The sequence below is a fragment of the Novosphingobium sp. genome, assembly GCF_030696665.1.
Classification (GTDB): domain Bacteria; phylum Pseudomonadota; class Alphaproteobacteria; order Sphingomonadales; family Sphingomonadaceae; genus Novosphingobium.
On the sequence record NZ_JAUYRV010000033.1, the window covers coordinates 15,421 to 30,232 of the forward strand.

Genomic DNA, 14,812 nt, shown 5'->3' on the forward strand with positions numbered 1-14,812 from the left:
GGCTGGAACATGCTGGGGGCGGGGCATGATTTCGTCCCGATGCCGCGCATGAACGGATATGCCACCAACTGGGCGGCGCTGACATTCATGACCAGCGCGCTCGCGCAGGAAGCTGCGGATGAGCTTTATGCTGTGGGTGCGTTCAGTCCGGGGGGACTGACCGAGAGCTTCTTTCGCGAACATATCATCACGCTCTAGTCGCGGACCGGCCGCAAGCCATTGCCGACTGGATTGTGCGTGAACTGGTAGCACGGCAGCCGAACGGTGCGGTGCTGCAATGGCTGACCGAAGAACGCATCATTGCGCGGAGGGCGAAAATCCCTCCGCGCAACATGCTTTCAGTCTATCGCTGACACTTGCCGGCGATGCCGCGTCAGCTGATGGCAGCCGCTTGTCCGATACTGTCGTACATGGCCTGACGCAGGAGGTAGCTGCGGCGCTTTTCTGGGTCACTGGCCAATATGCGCAAAGCATCGCGGCGGCGCTCATGGGCTTCATCCTGACCGCCGCGCATGATTTCCATGTTTTCGATTGTCTGGCGCTGGGTGAAATCGAACGTCACCGTGCGGCGCTGGCGATCATAGAGATCGAGCAGATCTGCGCTGGCACCATCGTTGATGATGGCGGACAGCTTTTCGCAGGCGTTGAACGCATCATGGATGCCGCTGTTCATGCCAAAGCCGCCAAGCGGATTGTTGAGGTGCGCAGCATCGCCGACCAGCAGGACACGCCCTTTGTGGAAGCGCTTGGCGACGCGCTGGTGGACCCGGTAAATCGTGCGGTGGCCCGTGGTGACAGCGGCGCCATCTCCCATAATGCCGTCAAACACTGCGTTCTTTTTTTCGTCCGAGAGGAGATAGGCTTCACTCTCCTCAGGGGCGGGCACCAGTACGCGCCACAGGCTGGGAACGCGCAGTAGCACCTGCCATTCGTCTGGATCGGAAACGTAATTCACTTTGGCAAGGCCGGGCAGCGCGTCTTCGATCGGCCAGGCCGTGCTAAGCGTCAGGAACCGTTCCGGATACGTGAAGCCATCAAATTCGACATTGAGCCATTTGCGCACGATCGAATTGGCCCCGTCGGCCCCAATCAGATAATCCGCGCGCACCTTTTCGATACCGGTCGCATGTTCAAGATAGACATCGACGCCCGTATCGTCCTGTTCGAAGTAGACCACGCGGTGGCCAAAACGGACTTGCGTGTTTTCTTCGGCCTCAAGCGTATCCGCTAGCATGCGCGACAAGTGGTACTGTTCGCATTGAACGCGGAACGGATAGGCGGTGACGTCAGCAATCTCGGTCAGATCAAAAGACAGAATTTCGCCGCTGCGGCGATCCCGCCAGTGATAGACCGGCGCCTTCAGCCCCGTCTCGATCAGCCGTTCGGTCACGCCCAGCGTTGCCAGCATTTCCAGCGTCGGCGGATGGAAGGTGGATGCGCGCAGATCCTGCGCCGAATCCATCGCGGATTCGGCAAGGATCACGTCAATTCCTTGGCGCGACAGGTATGTGGCGGCAACGCTGCCTACCGGCCCGGCACCGGCGACAACCACTTGGGTTCTGCGGGTCTGCATCTAAATAGTCCTGTTTTGAAAAGTCTGATCAATATTCGGAGAGTAAGCGACCGAAGCCGTCCATCTGCTGTTCGATCCCGTTGGCGCGCAGTGCGTGCCAATAAGTAGCGGTATTAATTGCGATGACGGGCTTTCCCAGCACCAGTTCTGCCGCTGCGGCGAACTGTATGAATGACAGGTTGGTGCCGACTTGGACGATCGCTTCGACGTCGTCGCCGTCAAGTTCGCGCAGGGCTGCGCGCAGGCGGTCATCGGGAACTTGGGCGATCTGGGTCCACGATGCGCAGCGCAGCGGCAGGTCGCGCACGGTTTCATAGCCATTGTCGGCCAGGAAGTGACGGACCTGCGTATTGGCGCTGGGCCAGTAGGGTGAAAGCACTGCGACGCGGCGGATGTTGCCATAGGCGTTGAGCGCGGCAACGACAGCTTCGGCCCCGGTCGACACTTTCAGACCGGCATGGCTTTCCACCTGTTCGCGCCAGCGCCTGCCGCCCTCGGCACCGCCGTAGAATGTGACCGCTGACATGCCCATGACGAGATAGTCCGGCTCTGCTGAGAGCACTCCGGTAACCGCACCTAGGGTGTTGGCGTCGATTTCCATTGTCCCGGCCATGAACGTTTCGTCTGACACTGCCTGCGCGTTGCTGACAACGATGCGGCTGTAATGATTGGTGACACCCATGGGCCGCATGTCATCAAAATCGGGCTGGACAGTAGTGTTGGTTGATGGCCCCAATACGCCGAATTTGCACCGATAGCCGCGCCGATCCGGCTTCGTTCGAAGAATGCTCGTCATGACCCTGATCCCTTGATGGCTTGGTGTCCTTGCCCCCTTTCATGCAACGCCGCGCTTGCGCCTGCGAGAGCGAGGTTCGCCGCTGTTCGCCTGACGATAACCGGGCTGGCGGTGCGATCTGGTCAGCCACGTTGGGCGAGAAAGCTGCGCATAGCGGCGGCTGTCTCGGCGGGTTTTTCCTGATGCACGAATGAACCTGCGCCGGGGATGGTGACCAGCGTGGCGTCGGGCCGGCACTTGCGTCCCACTTCGGCATATCGGGTGTAGTGGCCCCGGTCGGCGTAGACGAGCAGCAAGGGCTGGCGCGTGCGGGCAAGTGCTGCTTCGGTGTCGTTAAGCGCGACGCCGCGCTCGCTGGGGCGGACCCAGTAATCGGCGCGGGCGCGGCTGGCATTCTGCTCGGCCTCCACCGCCGGATTCAGCGAACCGAACCGCGATACTTGCGCCGCAGTGCGCGGCAAAGGGCGCCAGTCGGCGGTGTAGACGGCCGGGTCGCGCTTGCGCTCCACTTCGGCCAGTGCGTCGCGGTTTTGCCCGGCGAACAGGCTGACGCTAAGCAGCATCAGCCGTTCGACGCGGGCGGGCCAGCGATCCGCCATGGTTATGCCGATGATCCCACCCAGCGAATTGCCCGCAACGGAAAATTGCTCGACCCCCAACTCGCTCAAACCGGCCAGCACCAGCGCGGCGGTTTCATCGACTGACTGGACGAAGGGTGGCGGTCCTGCCCAGCGGGAATCGCCGTGACCCGGCAAGTCAAAGGCGATGACGCGGTGACGATTGGCCAACAGCGGGGCAAGGGCGAGCCAGTCGGCGATCCACCCGCCGAGTTTGTGCAGCAACACGACGGTCGGAGCATCCGCCGGACCCATCGCCTGCCACGCCAGCACTCCGCCCGCACGGGCAATGGTGCCGCGATCGGTCCACGGGTAGGGCGGCGTGCCGGACGCAGCGCGGGCAACCGGTTTTGCCGCGACGGTCATCGGCAATGCCGCCGCGGCCACGCTGGCGATGGCCAGCACATCACGACGCGAGGACAGGAAGCGCGGGCTCATCGCCGTGCGCCATGAAAGGCGCGGACCCGCAGGCGGGCATTTGTGGCGATATCGCCCCAGAATAGCGCAATGTCATGCATGTGCAGGATACCTCCGGGTATCGGTGCTGGTGCGGGAGAGGTGGTGGTCACACGCAGGACGCCGTTTTTGCACGATGCCGACACAGCACCGATGGCAATTGGCAGCGGTTGTGCATCGCGCGCAGCAACAGGCAACCAGCCTTTTGCTGCAGAAGCGGCAGCAGCAGGCTGCGATGCCTTGAAGGTCAGCGGGTTGATGCAGATGATGTGGCGATCGCGGCCAGGCAAACCATAATCACGTTGCGCCCGCTCCGCCCAAGCGCTTGTCTCGGCGTGCGGGGTAAAACTGTTCCAGCTTATGGCGCAGCGGGTTTGGGCCGGGTGCCTGCAAACAGGGATACTGGCGGGCAGCGCGCCTGCCGGAATGCCGATGCCGGGAAGATAGGCCGCCACAAGGCGGCGGGCGGCGGGCGTCGAGGCAATCTCGTCGTGCAGCAGGCGTAGGCCCAGCAGCGCGCCTTGGCTGTGTCCGGCCAGAATGAACGGGCGGCCATGATTGCTATTGGCAAGGTAGTGGCGAAACGCAGCACGGACATCGCCATAGGCAAGGTCATAGGCTGCCGCGCCGCGCCCGTCGCGCTCGGCAAACGCGCGGGTAGACGCCTGCCGATACCACGGCATGATGCGGCGGCAGCAGTCGGAAAATGCGCTGAGCTGGCGGTCCACCACACTGACGCGAGTCCAGGTCTGCGCCGCGGCATCTGCCAGTGACTGGTTCCATTCCTGCGACAGGAATGTGGTGGGGTGGATATAGAATACGTCAGCGATGCGGTTCGGTCCGCCGCTTTCGTTGACGGCCCAAGCATAGCTTTGGGCATAGTCCGGCGGGGCGGATACTGGCGATGCCTTATCCACCCCTTGTGCCGGCGCTGCGAACATGAGCGCGACGAGGGGGAGGGACACCCGTGTAAGACGGATGCGCCTCGCCGCGCGCCATGCCGCAGTCATGACTGTTGGCCGATCAGAACCGGAGCTCGACCGACGCACCGACAAGCCGCCCGTTGCCAACGAACCCGGTCGTAAAGGTCGTTGCTGGTACAAATTCTGGCTCGTTGATAGACGACACGATGTAGTACTTGTTGAACAGGTTCCGCGCGAACAGCGCGAATTCGAACTTGTCGATCAAGAAACCGATCCGGGTATTCACCAGTGTTTGTGGTTCGGTATATTGAAGCGCGAGCGCGTTGGTCGGCTGGTGTGAACGGTATGACACATCGCCGCGCAGATAGATTTCAGCATCGCCCACTGCGAAGGTGTAAGTCGCCGCACCACTAATCTGGTGCTTCGACGTGCGCGGGATCTGGAAGCCACCGACGTCAATCCCGATTCCGGCCTGCGTAAGGCCGCAAACCGCTGCTGTCGGGCAGATGCGCGCGCCGCTGAAGTCGATGGTTCCCTTGTCCCACTTGGCATCGGCGTAAGCATAGCCACCCGAAAGATCGAGCCCGGAGAATGGCTTGAGCGCGACCGAGGCTTCAAAGCCCTTGACCGATGCCGAGCCGATGTTGGTGACCGGGTTGGTCTGTCCGGCAACAGCCGAGGGGACCGAGAGCTGGAGATTTTTCCAGTCTACGTAAAAGGCTGAAAGATTGAGCACTGCACTGCCGTCAAAGAACGTGTTCTTCGAACCGATTTCGTAAGTGGTGTTCTTTTCTGGCCCAAACGATTGTTCGATCACGACCGCTGTGTTGTTGAACCCGCCAGATTTGGTGCCGCTGGCAATCACCGCATAAAGCAAATTGGTTTCAGTCGCTTTGTAGTTGGCGGTTACCCGGTACGTGCCATAGGAGAAGCTGGCTTCGGGTTTGAGAACCAGCCCGGTCAGGCGGTTGGTCAACTGAGCGCGCTTGTCTTCCCAAGTCCAGCGGCCTTGCGCTTCGATTTCCAGCGCGGACGTAAGCTTGAAGCTGCCAAGCGCGAAGACCGATTTCATCTTGGCAAATTCGATGTTTTCCTGATCGAGCGATTTGGGCGTCTGGTTGGGGCCAATTCCAACGACGGTGATCTGCGACGCTTGGCGATCGTAATAATAGCCACCAACAGCCCAATCGAAGAAGCTGTTGCCGTAAGATTCTGCGCGCAGTTCCTGGCTCCATTCGCGCACCGGGCCGACGAAGGGCTGGGTGAATCGGCGCGAGGTCGACGGCAGGCCGCCAAGGCTGTTCAGGTGCTGGTCCTGCAATGCATAGGTGCTGTATTTGGCATAGCTGCCGGTATAGCGCAGTGCCATCGGGCCAAAATCATAGGCAACGCGGCCAATCGCCAGATCGGTCTTGCGGCGTGAAACAGAGGCTGGATCGACGTTCACCGAAGCCGGTGCTGTCAGGTCACCGCAGCGAAAGCGGCGATTGCTGCCGCCTCGGTTGTTGCTGTTGGTGGTGGTGCCACCACAGTCGTTGGTAAACATGTAGTTCGCGCCGCCATCCAACTCGTCCTCGTAATGGTAATAGAACGCTGAAGCTTCGAACCCGCCGCCGGGGTGGAAGTTGAGCGTCGCCGCGCCCGAAACCTTGTGGTCCCAGCCGCCCAGTTTGCCGCCCGAGACATTGCGAACGGTGCCGCCATATGTGGAATATGAACCGACCAGCAGCGCGCTCAGTGTGTCGCCCAACGGGACTGAAATCTTGCCGGCAACTTCGGCGAAGCCATCGCCGCCGCTGCTGGCACGAACGCGACCGGACAGTGTTTCGGAAGGTTTTTCGAGGACATAGTTGATCGCGCCGGCAAAAGCGTTGTTGCCATAGAGCGCGCTTTGCGGGCCCTTGATCACTTCGACGCGGGCCAGGTTGAACAAGTCAATATCAAGGTTCGACTTGGCGGAGAGATAGACCCCGTCAAGGAATACGCCGACATTGTTATCGAATGTAGTGGTGGTGATGTTGGTCACGCCGCGCAGCGACGGGGCGGCCAAACCGCCTGCATTGCCCGCGTTGAAAGTGAGGCCGGGCGTCAGCCGGGCGACATCGGCCAGATTGGATGCCCCAGCGCGAGTCAGCGTCTGCTGCGAGGCAGCAGTTACCGCCGCCGGAACCGACTGGAGTGTTTCCTCGCGCTTGCGAGCCGTAACGACGATCGTGCCGTCGCTGTCGTTGCCGCTTTCGGCGGAAACTTCACCGACCGTCGCGCTGTCTTGCGCCTGGGCAGGAAGTGCCCATGCAAGAGAACCGAGAACTGTGCTGGCTAACCAGAGATTCTTCATTCGATAACTCCCTGAATCGCCGGTGCGCCTATGCGCTCCCGCCCTATGCGATCCCAAGCTGCCTTCACTGCCACGTTCCCGGCACGAGCCAAGTCATTGGTCAACAATGTTCGCTGGGCGACTATCGAACGCGCTGCGCTGGGCCTGCTGGCCGGTTGGTGGCATAACTATCGCGAAGCAAGAGGAGATGCCTGGTGCAGTTTCAGTTGGCCCAGCGCGGGCGCGCGCTGATGGATTTCGAAGTGACGGCACGGCTTGCTGCCGGGCAACTGCAGCAAAAGGTCGAGGCTGAACTGGTCGCGGCGGGGCTGGGATCTGACGGGCTGCCAGAAAGCATGGAAGAACGCCATCGCGTGATCGACGCGGCACTGGCTGATTCGCCTGTCTATCAGGCTCGCGCTTTGCTGGGGGAATGGTGCGCCAAGCAACATGGCCACGCGGCGGAACAGGCCTTTGCCGAAGTGGCCGAGGTGCTTGTCCCCGCGCTGGAAGGTTTGCGTGAAGGCCCGACAACATTGACCAGCCACGATTTCGTAGCGCCACAATACTGGTCCCAAGTGTGGTTTCACCGTACGCGCGGCGGGTGGGACGCTGGCGAGTATAACGGGTTCGTCCACGGCGAACTGGTTCACAAGAAGTATGTTTCAAAGATTTATCCCGGCGACATCTATGGCAATCGCCGCGCGCTGCTGCACGAATTGCCGCGTGATGATTATCGCCATATTCTGGAAATCGGGGCGTCTTCGGGCCATCACAGTCTGGCGATAGCCGAAGTATTTCCGGACGCGAAGCTGGTGGGGATCGATCCGTCGCTGCGGATGTTGGAGCAGGCTCAGCGGGTCGCCAATGAGCAGGGGCTGGCGTGGGAACTGCACACTGGTGTCGGCGAAGATATGGCGATGTTCGCCGATGCTTCGTTTGACCTTGTTACCGCTTATGCAATTCACCACGAAATGCCGGTCAAGGCGATCGAGGCCGTCTTTGCCGAGGCGTGGCGCGTGCTCGCGCCGGGCGGAGACATGATCATGGCCGACGTGGCCCGGACGCAAAGTCTGGACCGGCTGACCGCATGGCGATTTGACTGGGCGGCGCGTTGGGGTGGCGAACCATTCTGGCGCGCAACCGCAGCACTGGACATGGAACCCTTGGCCCGCGCGGCAGGTTTCGTCGACGTGCGCGGTTGGCAACCCAACCCGAGCCGCGACCCCTATATCATCTATGGAAGAAAACCGCTGTGAGTGATCCTGTGAACACCGGACGCGATACCACGCCGCATCGCCAGATATTGCCCCCCACGCGCATCGATGATGTCGCCGAAGCCTTGCTGGCACTAACGCGCGAGATTTGGGTGCTGACAGACCGGCAGCTGATGCTGGAAGCATTGCTGACCCGCAACGGCATTGATGTGAGCGCACTCGACGCAATGGAACCGGACGAGCCTATGCAGGCGCGCCTTACTGCGCGGCGTCAGTTGCTGATCGACAATGTGTTGACGGCGCTGCGGGTGAAATAGCGCCGATCTGCAGGTGAGGGCGGTCGAAAGGCCGGCCCACCGCGCCGGTACTGTGACGTGGATGTCGCTACGATTGTGCTGCTCATGCGCGATGCTTGGAAGTGTGGCGCGCTGCCCGAGGCCCTGCTCGCCATTTGTATTAATGTTGAAACAAATTGACAGATGGTTTAGCCTCCGATTCGGGCACTAGGTCCGGCTAGCGGAGGTGAGCGATGGTGACGAACGCAATCATACCGTTGTTCGAACAGCGAACGGATGACGATGACACGCTGCGCGATCCTGATCGCGGCATTCCGATCCGGGCGATTTCTCGCGCAATTGCTGTGTTGCAAGCCATCAATCGCAGCGGCTCGCTGACCATGACGAATATCGCCAAAGGGTCTTGCGTTCCTTATCCCACGGCCTGCCGGATCGTGCAGACACTGATCCACGAAGGGCTGATCGAGCGCGAGCCTGATCGCAAGCACTACCGCCCGACGGCACTGGTGCAGACGCTGTCGCACGGCTTCCAAGGCGACGGAGAACTCATCCGCGTGGCCCGCCCCTATATGGCGGCGCTGACCCGTGAAGTTGGCTGGCCGCTTTCGCTGTGCACGCATGTCGGCAGCACGATGGTACTGCGTGATTCAACGCACGGGCTGACGTCGCTGACATTCAATCATTATCACCCCGGCTTTACCATGCCGATGCTTGCCTGCGGAGCAGGTCTGGTACATCTGGCCTATTGTTCCGATCAGGAGCGTGAGATAATACTTGAGCATATCCGCCTGTTTGAGGAGGATGACACCCGCCACATGCTGGAATTGGTGCGCGATGGTGGCTTGCTGGAAACCGTGCGCCGGTCGGGCCATGCCGCGCGAGGCTATAATCGTTTTACCCGCAACCCGGGCAAGACGTCGTCAATCGCGGTGCCGTTGTTGAAGGGGGGGGGCATCGTGGGGACGCTGACGCTGGCGTTCTTTTCATCGAGCATCGAGATGAACGAAGCGATCCGCCAGCTTCTGCCCCGGTTGAAAGCCTGCGCGGCGACAATCGGCACTACTATCGAAGCCGGGAGCAATGACGTTTTCGTGACCGACGCCTGATCGTCTGGCGAACAGCTACGACGTGGGCTTTGCATCCGGTGTCGCTTCTGCACAGTCCGCCACGAGAAGGTCGGCATATCAGCGCCAGCACCCCACGGAGATTAAGAATGGAATATGATTACGTCCCGATGCCGCAGCGCCATCCGCTCAAATGGCCTAACGGCGCGCGGGTTGCGCTGATCCTTACCTTCAATCTTGAAACCTGGGATCTGACCAAGGACACCGACAAGCCCTATTATGCGGGCGGCCCTGCGATCTTGCCTGATGTGCTGCCTGGCAACACCCCGGATTTTCCCAATTTCACTTGGCGTGAATATGGCCAGCGCGTTGGCATTTGGCGTTTGTTCGAATTGTTCGACGAATTGGGCGTGGCGGCATCGTGCACGACCAATGCGGTGACCTTCGAGCGGCGCAAGGCGATGACCGACGCGGTATTGGAACGGGGCTGGGAACTGCTGGCGCACAATTGGGAACAGGGCGAGCTGCTCTCAAGCTTCGCGCACAGCCCCGAAAAGGAGCGCGATGTCGTGATGCGCAGTTTGGCGCATTATGAGAAATTCACCGGGCGCAAAGCCAAAGGCTGGCTCTCATCTTCGCTGCGCGGCACGATGCAGACTGCCGATATTCTCGCCGAGCAGGGGTGCACTTTTTACTGCGATATCATGAACGACGATCAGCCTTTCCTACTTCGCACGCCGTCTGGCCCCATCGTTTCAGTGCCCTATTCCAACGAGATAAACGACTTTACGTTCATCACCCGCAAGAACTTCACCACCGACCAGTTTCGTGATGCTCTGATCGAGGAACTCGACGTGCTTTATGCCGAAGGTGCGAAGACCGGGCGCATCATGAATGTGGGCATTCACCCGCATGTCTCAGGACGCGCACATCGGGTCCGCGCGCTGCGCGAATTCATCGAACATGCCAAATCTCTGCCGGGCATATGGTGGGCAAGGCGCGAAGAAATTGCAGAATGGTATCTCGCCAATCATGAAAGCCACATTCCGGGCCAGACGGGGTGACTTTGGCTACCAGCGCACTGGGCCATGTCAGGCGGTTGGCACAACGGCTTGCGGCAAGGGCCGAACTCGGGCTGCTCAGCGTACCCGGGTGCTGGGACGGATTGTCTGTGCTGCTGATCGAGAATGCAGGGTTCGAGGCGGCGTTTGTCTCTGGCGGGGCGATGTCAATGGCGCGGCTGGGGCGGCCTGATGTGGGCTTGCTGACCGGACCGGAAGTGATCGACACCGTTGCGTTATTGCGGGATCGCACCGACCTGCCGCTGATTGTGGACGGTGACACCGGCTATGGTAATGCGTTGACACTCCAGCGCTTCGTGCGCGGGGTGGAGCGTGCAGGAGCCAGCGCCATCCAAATCGAAGACCAGACCTTTCCCAAGCGCTGTGGCCACATGGCGGGCAAAGCCGTCGTCCCGTTGGCAGCAGCGCAAGGGCGCATTCGGGCGGCGCTGGATGCGCGCGACCATGCGCTGATCGCAGCACGTACCGATGCGTTGGCGATCGAAGGGGTCGATGCAGCGCTGGATCGGGCCGAGGCCTTTCTGGAAGAAGGGGCTGACCTGGTGTTCGTCGAAGGGCCACGAACCACGGCAGAACTGCACCGCGTGGCTGATCGCTTCGCGGATCGCGTGCCGCTGGTGCATAATCTTGTAGAGGGCGGCGTTTCGCCTACTCGGTCGGGCCGCGAGCTGGAAGCCGCGGGGTTCGCCGTGGCGCTGCATCCGCTGCTGCTGATGCACGGTTTCGTTGCAGGCGCGGATGGCTGGTTGGACACACTGCGCCGCGACCAATCGACCGAGGCGCTGGAAAGGACGATCAGCGACCTTTCCGACATGAACGCATTGACCGGCGCCCGCGCCTTGCAGGAAGCAACGAAACACTATGGCTGCTAATAGCGATCCCGCGCTTGATACCGATTACCACGCTGCCGGCTTTGGCGGGGCGTTGCAGGCAGGCAACAAGCCTGTGCTGATTTTGGTCGATATGGTTCGGGCCTATGTCGACCCGCAATCGCCACTTTATGCAATGGGAGAGGCCGCGCTGGAAAATGCGGTAACGCTTAAAGCTGCAGCCAACGCAGCTGGAATCCCGGTGATCTTGACCAATGTGGAATACGGACCGCAAGGCGCGGAAGGCGGGCAGTTCTTTCGCAAGGTTCCGGCGCTGCGAAACTTCTTCAAAGGCTCGCCGCTTGGTGCGTTTGCGACTGGCTTAGAGCCGGGGGCAGGGGATGTGGTGGTGACAAAGCATTACCCGTCAGCCTTTTTTGGCACGTCACTGGCATCAATGCTTGTTGCGCAGGGCGTCGATACCGCGATCATCTGCGGCTATTCCACCTCGGGTTGTGTGCGGGCAACGGCATTGGACGCCCTTTGCCACGGCTTTATCCCGCTGGTGGTCAGTGATGCCAGCGCCGATCGCGACATTCGCCCGCATGAAGCGAACCTGTTTGATATTCAGGCCAAGATCGGCAACGTGATCGACACCGCTGGAGCCTTGGATCTGATCGCCCGGCGATGAGCCTAGGAAGCGTTGACAAATTGGTGGGGCCACAGTCGGATTGAGACGATGTGGATGAAGCCGAAGTAGGTGTCGGCGGTTTTGTCGCAGCGGGTTGCCAGTCTTCGGGCATTCTTGAGCTTGTTTGAGCAGCGCTCGATCATGTTGCGCAGGGTATAGATGGCGGCATCGCCTCGTCCTGACACCGGGCAACACGTCGGACGTGAAAGGCGTGGGCCTGCTGATCGGCGAAACCGTCGGAATGAAGCGGGTGATCGCCGGCCGAGGCTACGACGCAAACCGCATCAGGGCTGCCTTGCGCGAACAGGGCACTATCCCTGTCATCCCCGGCCGACGCAACCGCAAGCGCCCTATTCAGTATGACGAACGACGCTACAAAGATCGTTGGCGGGGCGAGGCCATGTTCTGCCGCCTCAAGGACTTCCGCCGCATTGCTACCGGCTACGACAAACTCGCCAGAAACTTCCTATCAGCCATAAGCCTCGCAGCAGCGGTCGCCGTCTGGCTGTGATTGAGTCTCGACCCTGGCAGCCCGATCCAGCCAAGCGCCGTCCACATGCCTGCAAGATAAGCCAGCGCGCCAAAACCATACCAAAGCGCCCAGCAACCTCCACCAGTCCACGCCCCAACTTTCCAGCCGTCCTTAGTTCGTGCAAAGTCGGGGTACGCGATGCCAGCAAGAATGAGTTTGCGGCTCAACAGCAATGCCAGTTGGGCGACCGACATGTGAACGCGTCCAACGACTGGCTAAACCACCAGCCGTTCCAACAGGTAGAGTATGCTCCATTGTGGGATACTCAACACATGGCAGCCATCTTGGGGATGGCCCTCCGTCAACTACGCTAACACCACCCACCATGGCGTGCCAAAATCGTTGGCGGTGCTTGTCGGCACATTTTTGGTCACCAAAAATGTCCTACGTTTTTGCTGACTAGAACTTGACTCGTGGCGGGACTTAAGCGAAAAATGGCGCTCATCGCGACGCGTCGCCCGGCCTTGTTTGGCGGCGATCTCGTGTGAATTGAGCGGCTGGTCGTGAGGGCTGGGCGCGGCAAGTGGCAGAAGAGGGACAGGACGTTGACTGACAAAGGCAAATCACCGGCATTGCCTTCCGACGATCTTCAGGCACTCGTCGAGCAATTCAACGCGAGCCATTGGCGCACGCTTGAGCTTGAATTTCACGGATCACGGCTTTTTCTAAGCAAGGATGCGGGCACTTCTCCAGCGTGGGTGGGTGCTGCTGCTGCAACTACGGTCTCGTCGTTGCCTGCCGCCCGGCAATTGCCCGCGCAAACGGCGGCAGTGCCGCTGCCTGGCGCGCCGGTATCCGGCCCAATTGTTGCGGAGGGGCACGTCATCGTCAATGCGCCGTCGCTGGGCACGTTCTATCGCTCTCCCAAACCGGGTGCCGCAGCGTTTACGCAGATCGGTGAAGCTGTCGATGCGGACACCGAACTGTGCCTGATCGAAGTCATGAAGCTGTTCACCACGCTGCGGGCGGGGGTGAAAGGCAAAGTGGTCAAGATCCTGGTGGAAGATGGCGTGATGGTCGAATACGATCAGCCGCTTTTCGTCATTGATCCCAATGGCTGATCTCAGCCCCAACCAGCCCCGGCTGTTTGTTGCAAATCGCGGCGAGATTGCGCTTCGCGTGATCCGCGCAGCCCACGCGCTCGGCATTGAGACGGTGCTGGGCGTATCGGCTGCGGATCGTGACAGTCCGGCTGCGCGCGAAGCGGGCCGGGCGGTGGTGCTGGGGCCAGCGCCGTCGCGCGATTCCTATCTCAACATGGACCTTGTGGTTCATGCTGCGGTGGCGACGGGCTGCACTCTGCTGCATCCCGGCTACGGCTTCCTGTCCGAACGTCCGGACTTTGCCGAACTCTGCGCTGCCGAAGGCCTGACGTTCATTGGCCCACGCGCAGAAACCGTGCGCGCCGTTGGCGACAAGATCTCAGCCAAGGCGGTGGCGGACGCGGCAAAAGTGCCATTGACGCCGGGCAGCGGCAAGCTGCTGTCGGTCGAACATGCGCTGGAGGTTGCGCAGGGCATTGGCTATCCGGTCATCACCAAGGCATCTGCCGGCGGCGGCGGGCGGGGCATGATCGTGGCACGCGATGCGGATGAACTGCGGCGGGCATTCGATCAGGCCTCGACTACCGCCCGCGAAGCCTTTGGCGACGACACGCTCTACCTCGAAGCCTATGTCGAGCGCGCGCGCCATCTTGAAGTGCAACTGTTTGGCGATGGCGAGGGGCGGGTCAGCCATTTCGGCGAGCGCGACTGTTCCATCCAGCGCCGCTACCAGAAGATGATCGAGGAAGCGCCCGCGAGCATCCTTACAGATGACCTGCGCGCGGGTCTGCGCGCTGCGGCCGTCGATCTGCTGGCGTCGATCAACTACCGCAATGCCGGCACAGTCGAATTCCTTTACGATGAGGTCCGGCAGAAGTTCTACTTCATGGAAGTGAACGCCCGGATCCAGGTGGAGCATCCGGTATCGGAACAGATCTCGTCGCATGACCTGATCAAGCTGCAACTCGGCCTTGCGCTGGGCACGGCGACCTTGCCCCGGCAGGATGACATCGCGCTGGCAGGTCATGCCATTGAAGCGCGCATTCTGGCCGAAGACCCAGACCGCAACTTCATGCCATGTCCGGGCAGGATCACCCGCTGGGTGCCTGCGACCGGCCCCGGCGTCCGCGTCGATTCCGCAGTGCAGGAAGGCTCGGTGGTGCCGCCGTTCTACGACAGCATGGTGGCCAAGCTGATCGTGACCGGCGCCGACCGCGCACAGGCCGTCGCGCGCCTTTCCGATGCGCTGCGGCGCTTCAAGGTCGAAGGGATCGCCACCAATATTCCGCTGCTGCAGGCGATTGTCGATCATCCCGATTACCGCGCGAATGCCGTCAGCACAAAATGGCTGGAAGACACGCTCCTTCCCGCTTTCCAGACAGAGAGGTCCGAATAG

14 protein-coding genes and 1 pseudogene are annotated in these 14,812 nt (G+C 61.0%); 10 read left to right on the forward strand and 5 right to left on the reverse strand.

What is annotated here, in order from left to right; all coding sequences use genetic code 11:
• The first annotated feature begins 39 nt into the window (after positions 1-39).
• Entirely contained in the window at positions 40-198 is a 159-nt protein-coding gene (locus tag Q8R81_RS08775; RefSeq protein ID WP_305617052.1) for a hypothetical protein, read from the forward strand.
• A gap of 175 nt (positions 199-373) precedes the next feature.
• Here Q8R81_RS08775 and Q8R81_RS08780 read toward each other — a convergent pair whose 3' ends face one another.
• The 5 genes from Q8R81_RS08780 to Q8R81_RS08800 form a co-directional block, all read right to left on the reverse strand.
• Complete coding sequence (locus Q8R81_RS08780; RefSeq protein WP_305617053.1) at positions 374-1,573, reverse strand: NAD(P)/FAD-dependent oxidoreductase; 1,200 nt, start codon at positions 1,571-1,573, stop codon at positions 374-376.
• A 28-nt stretch (positions 1,574-1,601) separates the two neighbouring features.
• Complete coding sequence (locus Q8R81_RS08785; protein ID WP_305617054.1) at positions 1,602-2,255, reverse strand: arylmalonate decarboxylase; 654 nt, start codon at positions 2,253-2,255, stop codon at positions 1,602-1,604.
• A gap of 236 nt (positions 2,256-2,491) precedes the next feature.
• Positions 2,492-3,424, reverse strand: coding sequence for an alpha/beta fold hydrolase (locus Q8R81_RS08790; protein WP_305617055.1), 933 nt, complete (start codon positions 3,422-3,424; stop codon positions 2,492-2,494).
• Complete coding sequence (locus Q8R81_RS08795; protein ID WP_305617056.1) at positions 3,421-4,359, reverse strand: DUF3089 domain-containing protein; 939 nt, start codon at positions 4,357-4,359, stop codon at positions 3,421-3,423. The genes Q8R81_RS08790 and Q8R81_RS08795 overlap by 4 nt, the downstream gene beginning before the upstream one ends.
• Positions 4,360-4,465: 106 nt before the next feature.
• Positions 4,466-6,703, reverse strand: coding sequence for a TonB-dependent receptor (locus Q8R81_RS08800; RefSeq protein ID WP_305617057.1), 2,238 nt, complete (start codon positions 6,701-6,703; stop codon positions 4,466-4,468).
• Positions 6,704-6,897: 194 nt separating this feature from the next.
• On the opposite strand from Q8R81_RS08800, the gene Q8R81_RS08805 reads away from it, so the two are divergent.
• The 9 genes and pseudogenes from Q8R81_RS08805 to Q8R81_RS08850 all read left to right on the forward strand — a co-directional run bounded on the left by Q8R81_RS08805 (position 6,898) and on the right by Q8R81_RS08850 (position 14,812).
• Positions 6,898-7,941, forward strand: a complete 1,044-nt coding sequence (locus Q8R81_RS08805) for a class I SAM-dependent methyltransferase (protein WP_305617058.1) — start codon at positions 6,898-6,900, stop codon at positions 7,939-7,941.
• On the forward strand, positions 7,938-8,216 hold the full coding sequence (locus tag Q8R81_RS08810; protein WP_305617059.1) for a hypothetical protein: 279 nt from the start codon (positions 7,938-7,940) through the stop codon (positions 8,214-8,216). Before Q8R81_RS08805 ends, Q8R81_RS08810 begins: the two co-directional genes overlap by 4 nt.
• A 212-nt stretch (positions 8,217-8,428) precedes the next feature.
• Positions 8,429-9,301 carry a helix-turn-helix domain-containing protein gene (locus Q8R81_RS08815; protein ID WP_305617060.1) on the forward strand — a complete coding sequence of 291 codons (873 nt, stop codon included), beginning with the start codon at positions 8,429-8,431 and terminating at the stop codon, positions 9,299-9,301.
• A 107-nt stretch (positions 9,302-9,408) separates the two neighbouring features.
• Positions 9,409-10,323, forward strand: coding sequence for a polysaccharide deacetylase (locus tag Q8R81_RS08820; protein ID WP_305617061.1), 915 nt, complete (start codon positions 9,409-9,411; stop codon positions 10,321-10,323).
• Complete coding sequence (locus tag Q8R81_RS08825; RefSeq protein ID WP_305617062.1) at positions 10,320-11,213, forward strand: oxaloacetate decarboxylase; 894 nt, start codon at positions 10,320-10,322, stop codon at positions 11,211-11,213. Before Q8R81_RS08820 ends, Q8R81_RS08825 begins: the two co-directional genes overlap by 4 nt.
• Positions 11,203-11,841, forward strand: a complete 639-nt coding sequence (locus tag Q8R81_RS08830; protein ID WP_305617063.1) for an isochorismatase family protein — start codon at positions 11,203-11,205, stop codon at positions 11,839-11,841. The genes Q8R81_RS08825 and Q8R81_RS08830 overlap by 11 nt, the downstream gene beginning before the upstream one ends.
• Before the next feature lie 172 nt (positions 11,842-12,013).
• Positions 12,014-12,352 (forward strand): annotated as a pseudogene (locus tag Q8R81_RS08840) (transposase); the annotation flags it as partial.
• Positions 12,353-12,918: 566 nt separating this feature from the next.
• Positions 12,919-13,434, forward strand: coding sequence for a biotin/lipoyl-containing protein (locus tag Q8R81_RS08845; protein WP_305617064.1), 516 nt, complete (start codon positions 12,919-12,921; stop codon positions 13,432-13,434).
• Positions 13,427-14,812, forward strand: coding sequence for an acetyl/propionyl/methylcrotonyl-CoA carboxylase subunit alpha (locus Q8R81_RS08850; RefSeq protein ID WP_305617065.1), 1,386 nt, complete (start codon positions 13,427-13,429; stop codon positions 14,810-14,812). The genes Q8R81_RS08845 and Q8R81_RS08850 overlap by 8 nt, the downstream gene beginning before the upstream one ends.